Source organism: Rhizobium ruizarguesonis, from assembly GCF_017357285.1.
Taxonomy (GTDB): domain Bacteria; phylum Pseudomonadota; class Alphaproteobacteria; order Rhizobiales; family Rhizobiaceae; genus Rhizobium; species Rhizobium ruizarguesonis.
In genome coordinates this window covers 1433626-1450679 of sequence record NZ_CP071678.1, presented here as the reverse complement: position 1 = coordinate 1450679, position 17054 = coordinate 1433626, and the positions used below count along the sequence as shown (strand labels likewise).

Annotated in this window: 16 protein-coding genes; 7 read left to right on the top strand and 9 right to left on the bottom strand. The window is 62.6% G+C overall.

Going from position 1 to position 17054, the window contains the following annotated elements; translation table 11 throughout:
- Position 1: 1 nt before the first annotated feature.
- Entirely contained in the window at positions 2–367 is a 366-nt protein-coding gene (locus tag J3P73_RS07225; protein ID WP_075224774.1) for an MmcQ/YjbR family DNA-binding protein, read from the top strand.
- On the opposite strand, the gene J3P73_RS07220 is transcribed toward J3P73_RS07225, so the two are convergent.
- Both J3P73_RS07220 and J3P73_RS07215 read right to left on the bottom strand, forming a co-directional pair.
- Entirely contained in the window at positions 352–972 is a 621-nt protein-coding gene (locus J3P73_RS07220) for a glutathione S-transferase family protein (protein ID WP_075224773.1), read from the bottom strand. The genes J3P73_RS07225 and J3P73_RS07220 overlap by 16 nt on opposite strands.
- A 369-nt stretch (positions 973–1341) precedes the next feature.
- On the bottom strand, positions 1342–1698 hold the full coding sequence (locus J3P73_RS07215; RefSeq protein WP_003546432.1) for a hypothetical protein: 357 nt from the start codon (positions 1696–1698) through the stop codon (positions 1342–1344).
- 140 nt (positions 1699–1838) lie between these two features.
- Here J3P73_RS07215 and J3P73_RS07210 point away from each other — a divergent pair, with 140 nt between their 5' ends.
- Positions 1839–2594, top strand: a complete 756-nt coding sequence (locus tag J3P73_RS07210) for a DeoR/GlpR family DNA-binding transcription regulator (RefSeq protein ID WP_018068167.1) — start codon at positions 1839–1841, stop codon at positions 2592–2594.
- Here the strand turns inward: J3P73_RS07210 and J3P73_RS07205 are convergent.
- Both J3P73_RS07205 and J3P73_RS07200 read right to left on the bottom strand, forming a co-directional pair.
- Positions 2569–3306 (bottom strand): hypothetical protein, encoded by a 738-nt coding sequence (locus J3P73_RS07205; protein ID WP_018068168.1) that lies wholly within the window; start codon positions 3304–3306, stop codon positions 2569–2571. The genes J3P73_RS07210 and J3P73_RS07205 overlap by 26 nt on opposite strands.
- A gap of 130 nt (positions 3307–3436) precedes the next feature.
- Positions 3437–4444, bottom strand: coding sequence for an asparaginase (locus tag J3P73_RS07200; protein WP_207579833.1), 1008 nt, complete (start codon positions 4442–4444; stop codon positions 3437–3439).
- Between the two features lie 874 nt (positions 4445–5318).
- On the opposite strand from J3P73_RS07200, the gene J3P73_RS07195 reads away from it, so the two are divergent.
- On the top strand, positions 5319–6530 hold the full coding sequence (locus J3P73_RS07195; protein WP_018068789.1) for an MFS transporter: 1212 nt from the start codon (positions 5319–5321) through the stop codon (positions 6528–6530).
- Positions 6531–6555: 25 nt separating this feature from the next.
- Here the strand turns inward: J3P73_RS07195 and J3P73_RS07190 are convergent, their stop codons facing one another.
- Entirely contained in the window at positions 6556–7179 is a 624-nt protein-coding gene (locus J3P73_RS07190) for a helix-turn-helix transcriptional regulator (RefSeq protein WP_042941439.1), read from the bottom strand.
- 101 nt (positions 7180–7280) lie between these two features.
- On the opposite strand from J3P73_RS07190, the gene J3P73_RS07185 reads away from it, so the two are divergent.
- Positions 7281–8720: an MFS transporter gene (locus tag J3P73_RS07185; RefSeq protein WP_018068791.1), complete on the top strand. Its 1440-nt coding sequence runs from the start codon at positions 7281–7283 to the stop codon at positions 8718–8720.
- A gap of 93 nt (positions 8721–8813) precedes the next feature.
- Here J3P73_RS07185 and J3P73_RS07180 read toward each other — a convergent pair whose 3' ends face one another.
- The 4 genes from J3P73_RS07180 to J3P73_RS07165 form a co-directional block, all read right to left on the bottom strand.
- On the bottom strand, positions 8814–9812 hold the full coding sequence (locus tag J3P73_RS07180; protein WP_018068792.1) for an NAD(P)H-quinone oxidoreductase: 999 nt from the start codon (positions 9810–9812) through the stop codon (positions 8814–8816).
- 173 nt (positions 9813–9985) lie between these two features.
- Positions 9986–11854, bottom strand: coding sequence for a GGDEF domain-containing protein (locus J3P73_RS07175; protein ID WP_024322717.1), 1869 nt, complete (start codon positions 11852–11854; stop codon positions 9986–9988).
- A 112-nt stretch (positions 11855–11966) separates the two neighbouring features.
- Positions 11967–12206 (bottom strand): ribbon-helix-helix domain-containing protein, encoded by a 240-nt coding sequence (locus J3P73_RS07170; RefSeq protein WP_012756551.1) that lies wholly within the window; start codon positions 12204–12206, stop codon positions 11967–11969.
- Between the two features lie 198 nt (positions 12207–12404).
- Positions 12405–12953: an HdeD family acid-resistance protein gene (locus J3P73_RS07165; protein WP_018068794.1), complete on the bottom strand. Its 549-nt coding sequence runs from the start codon at positions 12951–12953 to the stop codon at positions 12405–12407.
- 142 nt (positions 12954–13095) lie between these two features.
- Between J3P73_RS07165 and betI the strand changes: the two genes are divergently transcribed.
- From betI to betA, 3 genes are all read left to right on the top strand, one after another.
- Positions 13096–13731, top strand: a complete 636-nt coding sequence (betI, locus tag J3P73_RS07160) for a transcriptional regulator BetI (protein ID WP_197726565.1) — start codon at positions 13096–13098, stop codon at positions 13729–13731.
- 1 nt (position 13732) lies between these two features.
- Positions 13733–15196, top strand: coding sequence for a betaine-aldehyde dehydrogenase (gene betB / locus J3P73_RS07155; RefSeq protein WP_130666835.1), 1464 nt, complete (start codon positions 13733–13735; stop codon positions 15194–15196).
- Between the two features lie 200 nt (positions 15197–15396).
- On the top strand, positions 15397–17049 hold the full coding sequence (betA, locus tag J3P73_RS07150; protein WP_130771227.1) for a choline dehydrogenase: 1653 nt from the start codon (positions 15397–15399) through the stop codon (positions 17047–17049).
- Positions 17050–17054: the final 5 nt, after the last annotated feature.

The window sequence follows — 17054 nt, the reverse complement described above, 5'->3', positions numbered from 1 at the left end:
CATGGCCGGCAATGTCGATGCAATCTTCGAACGCCTGAAGCGCCTGGCGGCGGAAGCCGGGCTGCCTGATGTCGAGGAGAGCACCTCCTACGGCAATCCGGCGCTGAAGGTCGGCGGCAAGAGTTTCGTTGCGGTGAAGAATGCCGAGACGATCGTGATCTCGATTTCGCTCGACGACAAGGATCACCTGCTGGAGATGGCGCCCGACGTCTATTTTCAAACCGATCATTATGTCGGCTGGCCGCATCTGCCGGTGCGCGCCGCCATGATCGGCGACGAGGAACTGCGGCTGCGGCTGATCGGCGCCTGGCTGTTCCGGGCGCCGAAGAAGCTTGCCGCCGGATTTAAGGATCAGGCCCGATCATAGGCCAGCGCCCGCTGCACGGCGGGGCGCTGCAGCATGCGGGCGTGGTGGTCGCTCGCCTTTTCGAACCGGGCGGGATCCACCCCGTCGGACGGCAGCCAGTCGGTCATGACGAAGAGGTAGGGATCGGCGAGCGAATAGGCCTCCCCCATCACCCAAGGGCCTTCGAACATCGTCTGCTCGATCAGCGTGAAACAATCGGCCATGTTTTGCGGCACCTTGGCCTTCATCGCCTCGATGGCCGCCGGCTCGTCGGCCCAGCGGGAGCCGCGCGGGCGATGGGCATGGTTCACATGCACGGTCGAGCAGATATAGCTGTTAAAGGACTGGAGCCTGGCAAATTCGAAAGGATCGTCAAGCGGCGCCAGCTTGGCGGCCGGCGCGCTCTGGGCGATATAGGCCAGGATCGCCGGTGTTTCCGTCAGCACGCCATAATCGGTGATCAGTGCCGGCACCCGGCCCTTCGGGTTGATCTTCAAATAGTCCGGCGAACGCTGCTCGCCATCGCGGAGGCTGATCTTCTTGACTTCGAAGGCCAGGCCGGATTCTTCCAGGGCAATAAGGCTTGCGAGCGCGCAGGTTCCGGGCGCGTAGTACAATGTCAGCATGGTTCGCGACTCCCTTTCGGCAAGGGTTATAGCGCAGGGGTGCGCGGGTCGGAACTGGTGGGATTGGGTTTTGATCGTCCATCGGGACAAGGGTGGGTGCGTCGGGCGCGAGGGCATAATCGATGTGCCGCGTGGCCCCCTCATCCGACCCTTCGGGCCACCTTCTCCCCGCTGGGGAGAAGAGGGCGCAAGCCGGGCGCCCTCTTCTCCATTGCAACGCTTCAGAGGAGCGAGGCGCAGCCACGAGTCCGCTTCTCCCCAGCGGGGAGAAGATGCCGGCAGGCAGATGAGGGGGTGAGCGGCAAAGCCGCGAATGCTCTGAGCATGAGCGAAGGGCAAGGCACAGGCTCGCGACGCTGCAAACCCGGCTCAGCCGCAGCCCGGCACATCCTCCAGCCGGTGCCAGACCGGGATGCCGCGTTCCCGGGCGATGCGGACGTCGTTGTCCGCTCCCTTGGAATCGCCGGGCAGGCGCAGCACGCCTTCGCAGAGCTGCAGCAGCCGGCCGGCGACCGGGTGGAAGATCTCTTCGTAGAGCGCGTCGCCGACCGACCGGCCGCCGGCGGCATGCCAGATCGGCAGGGCCACCCATTCGCCGATCATCGGGACATGGCCGGCTTCAAACAGCGCGTGCGAAGGCGCTTCCAGCCGCTTCAGGTTGGCGGCCATCTTTTCCGGGTCGTCGCCCGTTCCGGACCGATAGGGCCCGGCAATCAAAATCAACATGATCCACTCCTTCGCTCCGCTTATGCGTGAGCACTCCCGGCCTCATGCACGGGATTTCGTGAAAATGCACGATATTTCTTGAATGTCGAGTCACTTCGTGCAATATCGGGCTATTCTGTTTAATTTCGTGCAGAGAGACGATGCTGACAACCCAACGCAAGACCCTCATTCTCGACATCCTGCGCCGTGACGGCCAGGTGATCGCCAAGCGCGTCGCCGAGGATTTCGCCCTGTCGGAAGACACGATCCGCCGCGACCTCAGGGAAATGGCGGCGGAGGGGCTGTTGAAACGGGTGCATGGCGGCGCGATGCCGCTGGCGCCAGACCTGCCGGATTTTACCGCCCGGCGCAGCGTCTCATCGCAGATCAAGGCGCGGCTGGGGGCGGCGGCGGCGGCGATGGTCAAGCCCGGTCAGATGATCTTCCTTGACGGCGGCACGACGACGGCTGAGATCGCCAGGCAACTGCCGCGCGACATGCCGCTGACGGTTGCGACCCACAGCCCGACGATCGCCGCCGAGCTGGAACACCACCCGACGGCCGAGGTGATCCTCACCGGCGGACGGCTCTACAAACATTCGATGGTGGCGACGGGAGCAGCGGCGATGGCGGCGATCTCGCAGCTTCGCCCCGACCTCTTCTTCCTCGGGGTGACGGCCGCCCATCCGGTGCACGGGCTTTCCACCGGCGATTTCGAGGAAGCGGCGATCAAGCGGCACATCGCCCGCTGCGCGGCTGAAACGCATGTGCTGCTGACCGAGGAGAAATTCGACCTCGTCTCGCCCTGCCCGGTTCTTGGCATTTCCGAGGTGGCGGGGCTGATCGTGCCGGCGGAGATGACGGCTGAACAGCTGAAACCCTATCGCGATCTCAACGGCGCAATCGCCGCAGCATGATGGCGCTGCGGGAGGGCCGAGGTGCTGCAGCATGCGGCAAGAGGCTTGCGGCAAGGGCCGCGATGAAGGCCGCCAGCACGGCATAGGCCGGCGCCATGCTGCCGGTTCCAAAGGTCAGCACCGTCTGCAGATATGGCTGCGCCAGAGCGATGACGACGGAAAGTGCCGGCATGTCGAGCAGGGTCCCGGCGATCCGCGACAGTTCCGGCATGAAGGCTACGCCGGCAAGCGCGCCGTAGACCGCCGTCAGGCGGAGTGTGAGGCGCAACGGCACCGAGGCTGCAAGCGGTATGTCGCCATCCTCGAGCGCAAACATGAGATAGGTGACAAAGGCCGCCAGAAACAGGAAGGCGACCGGCAGCAGCGCCAGCGTGGCGGGTTGCGTCAGAGCCGCCGCATCCGCTGCAATGAAGAGGAGGATCGGCGTGGAGGCAACGAACCAGATGGCGACGATCGGCCCCCAGAACCAGATGAGCGAGAGCGTGTGAAGACGCAGCAGCGTCGCCATGAAGAGTATGCCGATCGCGGTCCAGATGCAGGCGGGTTTGAGCACGCCCGATATCAGCCGGAGGGCCGGCTCGCAGGCGCCGGCCATATCGCCGCAACCGGACAGTTGGATCATGAGCCAGGTGATATAATCGAGGCTCAACGTGGCGAACAAGAAGATGCCGATACCCATCAGCATCCACCAGAGATAGCGGCCTGCAAACATGCCCTGCCCCCATGGCTTCCAGGACTGTGTTCACGTCGCCGCGAAAGGGTGCATCCGCGATCGCAGGACGTACCCTTTTTATATTAGGTAATTCTTATTTTTCTAATAACTTATATATGCAAGCTCGCACTCACCCGGCCAAGGCGGAGGTGACCCTAACATCGCCGACATGGATGCCGTTCCAATTGCGCATCGGCGTTGCGGCATAGGCCATCAGGCCCGCATGCACCTCGCTCTCCGTCTCGAAGAAACGGGCGAGCGTCGCCGCCACCATGGCTTCGGCGGCGCGGGTCATGCCATCCTCGCATTTGAGCGCAATGGCGATGCCCTTTTCCGGGATCGCGGCACAGAAGACGCCTTCGGCGCCTGTCTTGCAGAAGATGCGGCCTGGGGCGATCCGCATCAGCGCCGTGCAGGCGCGGCCGGAGCCGGCGACATAGAAGGGCTCGGCCATGCAGGCCTCGATCAGGCGGCGGGATGCCTTGGCGCGCAAGGGTTCCAGGCCGGTGCCGGTCGCCATTTTGGCAAAACCATGGGCCAGGCTGCGCAGCGGCACGGCATAGGTCGGGATCGAGCAGCCGTCGGTACCGCAGCTATCGGCGCCAATCACAGTGCCGGTCAGGCTTTCCATTGCCGCGCGGATCTCGACCTGCAGCGGGTGGAGATAACCGACATAGCCCTTTGGATCGAGGTCCTGATGGCAGCAGGCGCAGATGAAACCGGCATGTTTTCCCGAGCAATTGTTGTGCAGCGCCGTCGGCGCATCGAGCGTGCGAGCCTGCTGGATCAGGATCTTCTGGCTCATGGACCAGTGGGCGCCGCATTCCAGCGTTTCGATATCGCGACCGGCGCGCGACAGCATGGAGTGGGCCAGCGCCACATGCTCGTCCTCGCCATTGTGCGAGGCGCAGGCCAGCGCCAATTCTTTGTCACCGAAGCCATAGGCATCGGCAGCACCACTCTCGACCAGCGGCAGCGCCTGCATCGCCTTGCAGGACGAGCGCGGGAAGACCGTGGCCTCGATGTCGCCCAGCGAGAAGACGAGCTTGCCATCGCCATCGACGACAGCCACCGCGCCACGATGGCGACTTTCAACGAGCAGGCCGCGGGTGACTTCAACGGTGACGGGATTGGTCATGAGCTTTTATCCGGATGCTGGCGGGATAGCGCAGTCCATAACGCGTCACGCGACGAAAGCCAACGGGGTTGAAGCTGCCCCTCACCCTAACCCTCTCCCCGTAAACGGGGCGAGGGAACGTGCCCTGCGAGAGGTTGGTAGGGAACGGAGACGTTGCGGCATATCCCCTTCGGCCCGTTTACGGGGTCCGAAGGACGGGTCGAGACCCGTGGCTCGACCCCGGTTGGTGGCGGCAGCCGGATGAGGGGCTTTTGTGGTCTCGGCCCTACGTCAAACGCTGCCCTCGGGGCCGCCTGCGCTTTTCTATTCTCTTTCGACAACGATTTTCCGCAGGACACCGCCACTGTCAGGAACCTGGACTTCGATGGCTTTGCTCTTATTTCCGGGTTTCGCCTTGCCGCAAATTGCAATCGCAGCCCTCATGAGGCCTCTGTCAGTCATGCGTTCTCTGTCAGTCGGTATAACTGGCTTAAAAGTATCTGTGGCTTCTCTCGCCGATTCCCATGTCATCTGGAAACCACATCCCCTCATCACAAGATCCCGAAAGAAGTGTTGAACGAGCGGCCGACCGTCAGGGGCAACGCTACTGCAACCTGCAACGGCGAAAGAAAGCGCAACAGCGCCAACAAAGCGAAATTTCATTGTCCCCATCCAATTGATCAACCCCGGCGAGCACTAAGGGCAGAAGATTGATAGAGTCAATCGGCCATGAGCACGGCGAATTTACCAGTTGGAGGCTCAGCCTCGCCGCGGGCTCGGAGCGCGATCACATCGTCCAAATATTCATCACATAAATTGACCGAGGCGATCGAAAACTATCGTTTCTCTGATAGGTCCGATGCGGCTAAGAGTGGTGCATCAGGAACCGCTCCCCATGCCATCCACCTTTTCCTTGATCCTTCGCGACAACAGGATCCGTATTCCGACCGTGACACTCGTCGCGCTGGCCTTCACCTATGCTTCGACCGCGCCCTACCAGTCGATCATCGGGATCAACGAACTCGGCTTGAGCAATGGCGCCTATTCGGCGCTGGTGTTCTTCTCGGCAATCGTCAACGTCACAACCAGCCTGACGCTCGGCATCTGGTCGGACAGGCTGAAAGAGCGCCGGCCGCTGGTGCTGGGGCTTTGCGTCGCCGGCATGCTCGGCTTCGGGTCGATCGCGATCTTTCATAGCCCCGTGGTCTTCATCTTCTCCACGCTGTTGCTGGTGCCGATGAGCAATTCCACCTATTCACTGCTGTTCGCCAGCCTGCGCGCCAGGACCAACCAGATGGACCGCGGCCAGGGGGCGGCGATCACCGCAACGGTGCGGGCACTCTTTTCCGGCTCATGGGCGCTGGCGCCGGGGTTGATCGGCCTCTATCTCGTCAGTTCGCCGTCGATGACGCCGGCCTACGGGATCGCGGCATTGGCAAGCTGCACCTGCTTCTGCCTGTATTTCTTCTTCGCACCCCGAAATGGCGCCGCCGGCCCTGCCCCCGATCACGCCGGCTTCTTTGCTTCGCTGAAACGGATCTTCGTGCCGCATGTGCTGTCGCGCGTCACCGTCATGGCGATGCTGTTCGGGTTGCAGCGGCTGAACGCCATGCTCCTGCCGCTGATCATCACCCATGCGGCCGGTGGCACTGTGGTTGATGTCGGCTTCATGGCAGGCTTGACGGCCTTGCTCGAGATGCCGTTCATGATGATGTGGGGCTTTGCGCAGCGCCGCTTCCGGACCGTACATGTGCTTGCCTTCGGCGCGCTGATCTATTGCGTCTATCTGCTGCTGCTCGGTTTTGCTTCCGCGCCCTGGCACATCTACGCACTGCTTCTCTTCAATGCCTGCGGGGCGGCAGCGATCCTCAGCGTGCCGATCACCTATCTGCAGGACCTGATCGCGGACCGGCCGGGACTTGGAACCTCGCTGATCTCGCTGAACACTTTCATTGGGGTTGGCATCAGCGCCGGCCTCTTCGCCTTCGGCACCGCAATCACCGATTATTCCGGCACTGCCTTCGTCGGCGCGGCCGCGGGTCTGGCATCGATCGGAGTGCTGCTCTATCTCGAAAGCAGCCGGCGGCAGGCGCGGCAGTTGGCTTGAACCACGACGTTCCGATCGACAGGCGTCAACGCGGCGTGACGCGGTAGGCGCAGCGGCGGGCGCCGAGGAGGATGTGTTCACTGCGCTCGATATCGGCGCCGAGGACGGCGCGGAAGGTTTCGAGTTCGGAGCGGCAGAAGCCGCTGCAGGCGGCGGCGGCGGCGCAGATCGGGCAGTGGTTTTCGACCAGCATGAAGGAGCCGTCTGCCTCCTGCCAGTGATCAGCCATATAGCCCTCGCGGGTGCGAATCGCGGCAAGGGCCTCGACGCGCGAGGCAAGGTTGTCGGCATTGCCGAGTTCCTGCCGATAGCGCTGCAGCGTCTCGGCCTCGCGGGCGGAGATGACGGTATCGAGGGCTGCGGGGCCGAGCTGTTCTACGAGCGTGCCGAGGAGATTTGCCGTCAACTCGGCATGGCCATCCGGGAACTGGCGGTTGCCGCTGGCCGTGAGGTGCCAGAGCTGGCGCGGCCGGCCCCGGCCCGCGGCGGCAACGGTGACCGATTCCACCAGCCCCTCCTCCGCCATCTTCGACAGCTGCTGGCGGGCGGCCTCACCCGAAATGCCGAGTGCATCGCCGATCGCAGCGGCAAGCTGCGGGCCGTCGGTCTTTATCAGGATCAGGATCCGGTTGGCGGGGGACTGGCGCATATTTTCCAAGTCAAGTCTTGTTTTAATCAGGATGACGTGTAATTTTCCAATTTATAACTTGGAAAATAATCCTTCGCCAGCAAAAATATCGAGTTCCTCCCATGTCGGATATCGACCAGATCGCAGCCATCCCGAACCCCAGTTCCCTTTTCCGCCTCTTTCTGCCCGAGCACCTGCCGGCAACCTTGATGCTGGCCGGCGGCGTGACGCTTTATGCGGTGGAGAGTTACATCATGGCGACGATCGCGCCTTCGATCGTGCGCGATATCGGCGGCCTCGCGCTGTTTTCCTGGGTCACCAGCCTGTTCGTCGCCGCCGCGGTGCTCGGCTCGATCTTCGTCGCCATGCGGCCGCGCGGGATCGGACTTCGATCCGTCTATGTGATCGCAGCACTGGTCTTCGGCGTCGGCAGCCTGATTGCCGCAGCCGCACCGTCGATGCCGGTGGTGCTGATCGGTCGCGCGGTGCAGGGTCTGGGAACAGGCGCACTTGCAGCGCTCGGCTATGCCTTCATCCGCTTCGTTTATCCCGAGCCGCTATGGCCGAAGGCCTCGACGCTCTATGCGGCGATCTGGGGGGTCTCGACCGTCATCGGGCCGACACTCGGCGGCTTCTTTTCTTCGGGTCACGCCTGGCGCTATGCTTTCATCGTGCTCGTGCCGCTCGGGCTGCTGATGGCGTTCCTGGCGCCGCGGCTTCTGCCCGAGGTCGAGGACGACCGCGAGCAGGAGAAAACCCCGGTTGCCCAGATCGGACTGCTGCTTGCTGCCGTGCTAATGGTGAGTGCGGCCGGCGCGATCGAGACGACGGGCGCCAAAATCGCTTTGATCGCAGCCTCGGTCGTCGCGGTCGCCGGCATGCTCTTCATCGAGGGCCGAAGCCCGAACCGGCTCTTGCCGTCCGGCGCCGTCAGCCTTTCCCGGCCGATTGCACGGGTCTATCTGACGATGCTCGCCTTGACCGTCGTGCTCGTCAGCGATGTCTTTATTCCCTATTTCCTGCAGACCCTGCATGGGGTGGCGCCACTCGCATCGGGTTATCTGGTGGCGCTCGTCGCCCTCGGCTGGACATTCGCGGCCTTCCTCAGCGGCTCGCTGACTGGCAGACGGGCCTATGCGGCGATCGTCATCGGCGCTCTCATCGAGGCGGCAGCGACCGCTTGCCTCGCCGTCTTCCTGGCCAAGGACAATCCCGAGGGGCATATGCTCCTCATCGTGCCGGCGGCGATCGGCATGTTCATGATGGGCTTCGGCATCGGTCTTGGCTGGGCGCATCTCGTCGCCATGGTGCTGAAACTCGTCGCCGACAACGAGAAGGACAAGGCTTCTGCCGCGATCCCGACAATGAGTTCGCTCGGTGGGGCGTTCGGGGCCGCCTTTGCCGGCGTCATCGCCAATGGCGCCGGCCTCGTTCATCCCGGCGGCATATCAGGCGCGCTGTCGGCGGCGCACTGGCTCTATCTGCTGATGGCGCTGCCTGGTGTTCTCGCCCTCGGCGTGTCGCTGACATTACCGCGCCGCGCGTCCGATAGGACGCACTAAGAGCGCCCTATCTCTTTGTTTTGGCGCAATTCCCGGCAAAAGCGCTTCGCGCTTTGCCTGGCAAAACCGCTGCACACTTTTGCTGGAATTGCTCTAGCCAACGCGCAGCATGACCTTGCCGACATGGCTGCCGTCTTCCAGCAGCCGGTGGGCTTCGACAACCTCGTCGAAGGCAAAGACCTTGTGGATGACGGGCGCGACGGTGCCGGCGGCGAGCAGCGACCAGACCTCGGAGAGAAGATCGTCGCGGATGGCGCGTTTTTCTTCCGCCGTGCGCGGCCGCATGGTGGAGCCGGTGACCGTCAGGCGCTTGACCATGATCGGCGAGAGGTTGACCTTTTCGGCGATCGCGCCGCCGAGGAAGGCGATGATCGACAGGCAGCCATCCCTCGCCAGCGAGGCGATGTTGCGCTCGAAATAGGCGGCACCGATCATGTCGAGGATGATATCGACGCCGTGGCCGGTCTCGGCCTTGATGACCTCGGCGAAATCCTCGGTCCGGTAGTTGATCGCGCGTTTGGCGCCAAGCTTTTCGCAAGCCTCGCATTTCTCCTTCGAGCCCGCCGTCGCGTAGACCTCGGCGCCGAAGGCGCGGGCGAGCTGGATCGCCGTCGTGCCGATGCCGCTGGAACCGCCATGGATCAGCACCGTCTCGCCTTCCGTCAGCCCGGCCATCTGGAAAAGGTTGGCCCAGACGGTGAAGAAGGTCTCAGGCAAAGCTGCCGCCTTCACCGCATCATAGCCTTTGGGAAAGGGCAGGATCTGGCCTGCCGGCAACAGGCAATATTCGGCATAGGCGCCGCCATTGGCGAGCCCGCAGACCTTGTCGCCGACGGCATGGCCGCGGACGCCGGGGCCGACGGCAACGATTTCGCCCGACAATTCCAGGCCGAGGATCGGGCTCGCATCCTTGGGCGCGGGATAGCTGCCCTGGCGCTGGGCAATATCGGGGCGGTTGACGCCGATCGCCTCGGCGCGCACCAGAACCTGCCCGTCATCAGGCACGGGAAGCGGGCGCTTGCCGATCGTCATCACCTCCGGCCCGCCAAATGACGGCAGATCGACGAAACGCATATCCTGAGGCAATGGCATGACCGGCTCCTCCCTGGAACGGTTCAGCTTTTGGTGGAAGTGGGCGGAACCGCTCTAGCTTTTGTCTAAAACATAGGAAGTAAATCAGCCCCGGAGGCTTGGGAAGGCTTGATGTGGCAGAGGCGTCAATTCGCCTCGCCCACTGCATAAGTGCTACAGCGTCCTTTGCGCGTCTAAAAAGACGCGCGGCGCTGTAGGAGATGGAAGACCAGGCCTTCCTCGCTTTCCTTGGCGGCCGATTTGATGATGGCGATCTCGGCGCTGACGCGGTTGATATCGTCGATGACGAGGCCTCCCGGCAGTTCGATGACGCCGATCGAGCAGCGCATCAGCGGGAACAAAGCTTCGGCGCCGGTGCGGTCGTGACCGAGGATGCGGCCGGCGGCGCGGTCTTCGTCGGAATAGAGATCGCGCACGTCGTCGTGGAAATCGCTGATCAGCCGGTCGAGGATCTCCGTCAGTTCCTCCTTGGTCCAGCCGACAATGCCGATGAAGAAATCGTCGCCGCCGACATGGCCAAGGAAATGGCGCTCGGCGAAGAAATAGCGGCGCATCAGCGCGGCAAACAACGAGATCGCGTGATCGCCGAGATGGAAGCCATAGGCATCGTTGAACGGCTTGAAATTGTCGAAGTCGCAATAACAGAAGTGGCGGAGCTCATCGCCGTCGCGGCCGGACTGACGCATGAAATCGCGGATGGCGCGATTGCCCGGCAGGCCGGTCAGCGGGTTCTGGTCCTGCGCGGTCTTCAGCTGTTTCTCGTTGATGACCTTGATCAACGAGGCGGCGGAGACGACGCCAGCATAACGCATATTGTCGGTCAGGATCAGGCAGTTGCTGCCTTCCATATTGGCGAAGATCGCCATCAGCTGCTCGGCGTCGCTGTCGAGGCCGACGATCGGCGCCATCTCGACGAAATGCGAGATGCTGCGCTCATACATCTTGTTCTTCAGGAGATCGCGGCCGAAGGGCTGGTAGATATATTCCTTGAGGTGATGCTCGTGGATGATGCCGCGCGGCTCGTCATTGGCATTGAGGACGGGAAAGAAGGCCTGGCGCGGATTGCGCCGGAAGAGTTCGAAGACGCTGTCGATGCTGTCATTCTCGTAGACCGTCGGCAGCAGCTCGATCTGCTTGCGGATGAGGATTTCATCGAGCGACTGGCTGCCCCGCTTGCTCTTGCCGAGCTCCTGCAGATGCGGGAAGGACGGCGCCAGCTCTGATATATGCGTCGTCGGACGGGAGATGAACCAGCCCTGGACGAGGTCGACGCCATATTCGCGGCAGGCGATGAATTCGGCCTCGGTCTCGATGCCTTCGGCGATGACGCGCGTGCCGAGCACGTGGGCAATGTTGACGATGCTTTTCAAGAGATGACGCTTGCGCGGGCTGCGATCAATCTCGGCAACGAAATGACGGTCGATTTTGAGATAATCGACGGGATAATCGCAGAGCAGCTTCATCTCGCCATGGCCGACGCCGAAATCGTCGATCGCCAGCTTGAAACCGGCCTTGCGCAGCCTGGAAACCAGGCCGGAAAATTCCGGCACGCTGGTATTGTCGAAACGCTCGGAGAATTCGAAGCAGACGGAGGATGGCGGAATATTGGCCTTGCGCAGGTGTTGCAGCAGGGTCTCGACCAGGCTTTCGCCATGCGGGATGAGCCGGACATCGAGATTGAGGAACAGCGTCGAGGTGGAGAAATTCGACAGAGTCGCGAATTTGGCGAGTGCGCGGCTGGCGACCATCTGCTCGAGTTGCAGCAGTTGGCCGGCCTGGTGAGCCTCGTCGAGAATGTCGACCGGCGTATCATAGCCGATGCGGTCCTGGCCGCGCATCAGGGATTCGTAACCAAAGACCGTGCCGGTACCGGCCTCGACGATCGGCTGGAAGGCATTCTCGACGACGAGCTTGGCAAGGGTTACGATCTGATCGCTGGCGTAGCGGCGCAGGACATCCGGCGCGACGGTGGCAGCCAAGGACATGCCGGTCTTCATTGTGGCTGATCTCCACTGTGACTTGTTCTTTTTCGTCCGGAACATGCCGCAGAAGGGTCAATGAACTCTTTCGCCAGTGTGAAAGTTTTATGAAACGCGCAAGCGTGCCCTACGCGCTCCGCGTTTATTCAATTTTCCAATGCAATCAAATGCTTGCTCAGGCGGAGCGACGGCGCTCCGCCTCGTGATCGGCGAACATGTCGGCGACGCATCTGCCGCCGGATGGAGCGTCGTCGTCAAGAATATCGTCCCGGAACTCATTGAGCTTGCGGGCGGTATCCCAGAGACGCAGCGCCTCGCGAACGACCTCGCTGCTCGAGGCATAGCCGCCATTGTCGACGGCGGCGCGGATGCCCGCTGCCTGTTGCGGAGAGATGGAAACGGTGACCATCGGCATGAACTTCCTCCCTTTTCTGATCAGACAGAACCCTGCCTCTGGGGGACGCATGACCATTTTCAGCATTCTCGGCGATCTCGCCGGTGCCTTGGTGCATTCGCACATCGGACCGCCCGCTTGCCGGGATCGGCCCATAACCCCTTAAGTCTAATCCCCTGTCATAGCCTTGTCAAAAAAGAACGGCCGCTCTCCACAATCTCAACGGCGGATACCGAGGCCGAAGGCAATCACCGTCGAGCCCTGGACGATAAGATCGGCCGCCAGGAACAGGCCGAGGATCCACAGGCTGTTCACCGGCCAGCCGAGCGCGATGACGAAACCGGCAAGGGCGGTGATGACGCCGCTTGCGACAATCCAGCGCCAGCCCTTGACCGGCTTCATGCGCATGCCGACCCAGGTGCGGAAGACGCCGGCGATGACGAGGGCGAGCGAGAGAAACAGCGTCAGCGCCGCCGAAGTCAGGATCGGATTGACGAAGGCGCAGATGCCGGCAAGCACATAGAGCAGGCCGCTCAGCATCCAGAACAGCACATGATCCCAGCCGCGCACCTGGAAGGCGTGGACGAGATAGATCACGCCGCCGGCCAGCATCAGCATGCCGACATAATAGACCGAGACGACGGTGGCGAGCATCAGATTGCCGAGCGCGATCAGACCGCAGACGAGCAGCAGCACGCCGAGGCCGACGAACCAGATCCATTTCGACTGCAGCGAAGATGTCGGCGTTCCCTCGAAGACATCGGCCATGGCGCACCTCCTGTTGGATTCAACATATGCTGCAGCAATTTTTCAGGAAAAGATCTGCGCTAAATCAAATCGAAAAAGATTTTTATTGATTGATCAGTCAATCAAAAATAACTTAGCTCCGGTTCATAGGAGTTGGCGCGGTTTGCCGAAGGTCGGAATGGAGCGGGTGCGCCGCAAGGCGCTTGTCGATGCGGCGCTGCGGGTGATCGGCGATCACGGCTCGCTAACCGTCACCATGTCCGACATCGCCCGGCAGGCTGGCGTGTCGCCAGCCCTTGCCCATCATTATTTCGGCAGCAAGGAACAATTGCTGATCGAGACGATCCGCTCGCTTCTGAGACAATTGCGCAACGACACGGTGGCGGCGCTTAAGGCCGCCAGGACGCCGCGGGCGCGGCTTTCGGCCATCATCCGCGTCAGCTTCCATGCCGACCAGTTTGCGCCGGGCACGATTGCCGCCTGGCTTGCCTTCTACGCCGAAGCGCAGCGCTCGGAAGAGACGCGCCGTTTCCTGGTGATCTATGCCAGGCGGCTGCGCTCCAATCTACTGGCCGATCTGAAACTGCTGCTGCCCGCTGACGCCGCAGAACGCATCGCCGAGGGCGCTGCGGCGATGATCGACGGGCTCTATATCAGGCAAAGTCTGAAATCGGCGCCGATCGGCATTGAAGCCTCGATCGCGCTGACGGAAGATTATCTGAATGCGCTTTTGGCCACCGCCTCCCCCTCTCCCGGAGGGAGAAGGAACGACCACATCGAACCACCCAAGGACAAATGACATGAAAGCCCAGCCGAAAGCCTCGCACTTCATCGACGGCGAATATGTCGAGGATACCGACGGCACCGTCATCGAGAGCCTCTATCCCGCGACTGGCGAGGTGATCGCCCGGCTGCATGCCGCAACGCCCGCGATCGTCGAACGGGCGATCGCAGCGGCCAAACGCGCCCAGCCGGAATGGGCGGCGATGAGCCCGATGGCGCGCGGGCGCATCCTGAAACGGGCGGCCGAGATCATGCGCGAGAGAAACCGGGCGCTTTCCGAACTCGAGACGCTCGATACCGGCAAGCCGATCCAGGAGACTGTTGTCGCCGACCCGACCTCGGGTGCGGATGCTTTCGAATTCTTCGGCGGCATTGCGCCGGCCGGCCTCAACGGTTCGCATATCCCGCTCGGCCAGGATTTTGCCTATACCAAGCGGGTGCCGCTCGGTGTCTGCGTCGGCATCGGCGCCTGGAACTATCCGCAGCAGATCGCGTGCTGGAAAGCTGCGCCGGCGCTTGTCTGCGGCAATGCCATGGTGTTCAAACCGTCCGAGAATACGCCGCTCGGGGCGCTGAAGATCGCCGAGATCCTGCACGAGGCGGGACTGCCGAAGGGGCTCTTCAATGTGATCCAGGGTGACCGCGACACCGGGCCGCTGCTCGTCAACCATCCCGATGTCGCCAAGGTGTCGCTGACCGGCTCGGTGCCGACCGGCCGCAGGGTCGCGGCCGCCGCCGCCGGCAACCTCAAGCACGTGACGATGGAACTCGGCGGCAAGTCGCCTCTCATTGTCTTCGACGATGCCGATCTCGATTCGGCGGTCGGCGGCGCGATGCTCGGCAATTTCTATTCGACCGGCCAAGTCTGCTCGAACGGCACGCGCGTCTTCGTGCAGAAGACTGTTAAGGACGAATTCCTAAAGCGGCTGAAGGTCCGCACCGAGGCAATGCTGATCGGTGATCCGATGGACGAGGCGACGCAGGTCGGGCCGATGGTCTCCTGGGCGCAGCGCGAGAAAGTGATCTCCTACATCGAGAAGGGCAAGGCCGAGGGCGCGAGCCTGATTGCCGGCGGCGGCATTCCGAACAACGTCTCCGGCGAAGGCTATTACGTGCAGCCGACGGTCTTTGCCGACGTCACCGACGACATGACCATCGCTCGCGAGGAGATCTTCGGGCCGGTCATGTGTGTGCTCGACTTCGACGCCGAGGACGAGGTGATTGCCCGCGCCAATGCCAGCGAATTCGGCCTTTCCGGCGGCGTCTTCACCGCCGACCTCACCCGCGCCCACCGCGTCGTCGACCGGCTGGAAGCGGGCACGCTCTGGATCAACACCTATAATCTCTGCCCGGTGGAAATCCCCTTCGGCGGCTCGAAACAATCCGGCTTCGGCCGCGAGAATTCGCTGGCCGCGCTGGAGCATTATTCCGAGCTGAAGACGGTCTATGTGGGCATGGGGCCGGTGGTGGCGCCTTATTGAAGGGTGCAAGACCCCTCCCCAACCCCTCCCCACAAGGGGGAGGGGCTAGTATGCGGCACCGGTTTTATCCTCCTTCGGTCTCATCGCTTGTAGCGCTGATTTTGAAGTGAGGCGGAGCGGCAAGTTAAGCCCCTCCCCCTTGTGGGGAGGGGTTTGGGGCGGGGTCTTCGAACCGTTGCAAAAGAATCTAAGGGAACGTCATGCAACAAGCAGATTTCGTCATTATCGGCTCGGGCTCCGCCGGCTCCGCCCTCGCCTATCGCCTCTCCGAGGACGGCAAGAACAGCGTCATCGTCATCGAGGCGGGTGGCAGCGATTTCGGGCCGTTCATCCAGATGCCGGCGGCCCTTGCCTGGCCGATGAGCATGAAGAGATATAATTGGGGTTATCTGTCCGAGCCGGAGGCCAACCTCAACAACCGGCGCATCACCGCGCCGCGCGGCAAGGTGATCGGCGGCTCCTCATCGATCAACGGCATGGTCTATGTGCGCGGCCATGCTGAGGATTTCAACCGCTGGGAGGAGCTCGGCGCCAGCGGCTGGGCCTATGCCGACGTGCTTCCCTATTTCAAGCGGATGGAACATTCGCATGGCGGCGAAGAGGGCTGGCGCGGCGCGGACGGGCCGCTGCATGTCCAGCGTGGCGGCTTCACCAATCCGCTCTTCCGCGCCTTCGTCGAGGCCGGCAAACAGGCGGGTTTCGAGACGACGGAGGATTATAACGGCAGCAAGCAGGAAGGCTTCGGTCTGATGGAGCAGACCATCTTCGGCGGCCGCCGCTGGTCTGCCGCCAATGCCTATCTGAAACCGGCACTGAAGCGGGACAATGTCAGGATAGTCTACGGCTTTGCGCAGAACATCGTGATCGAGGACGGACGGGCGACCGGCGTCGAGATCGAACGCAACGGCAAGATCGAGGTGGTGAAGGCGAACCGCGAGGTGGTCGTCTCTGCCTCCTCGTTCAACTCACCGAAGCTCTTGATGCTGTCGGGCATCGGTCCCGGAGAACACCTGCAGGATATGGGCATTACGGTGAAGGCCGACCGGCCGGGGGTCGGCGCCAACCTGCAGGATCATATGGAATTCTACTTCCAGCAGGTCAGCACCAAGCCGGTGTCGCTCTATTCCTGGCTGCCGTGGTTCTGGCAGGGCGTGGCGGGCGCGCAATGGCTGCTCTCGCGCGGCGGGCTCGGCGCCTCCAACCAGTTTGAAGCCTGCGCCTTCCTGCGCTCCGCGCCGGGGCTGAAGCAACCCGACATCCAGTACCATTTCCTCCCGGTGGCGATCAGCTATGACGGCAAGGCGGCGGCGAAAAGCCACGGCTTCCAGGTTCATGTCGGCTACAACCTGTCGAAATCGCGCGGCAGCGTGAGCTTACGCTCCGCCGATCCCAAGGCCGATCCGGTGCTGCGCTTCAACTATATGAGCCATGCGGAGGATTGGGAGAAATTCCGCCACTGCGTGCGCCTCACCCGCGAAATCTTCGGACAGAGCGCCTTCAACAACTATCGCGGCCCGGAGATCCAGCCGGGCGAAGGCGTGCAGAGCGACGAAGAGATCGACGCCTTTCTGCGCGAACATCTGGAAAGCGCCTATCACCCTTGCGGCACCTGCCGCATGGGCGCCAAGGACGATCCGATGGCGGTGGTCGATCCGCAAACGCGGGTGATCGGCGTCGATGGCCTGCGTGTCGCCGACAGCTCGATCTTCCCGCACGTCACCTACGGCAACCTGAACGGGCCGTCGATCATGACCGGAGAGAAGGCAGCCGACCATATCCTCGGCAAACAGCCGCTGGCGCGCTCGAACCAGGAGCCGTGGATCAACCCGCGCGCCGCCGTCAGCGACCGGTGATGCGG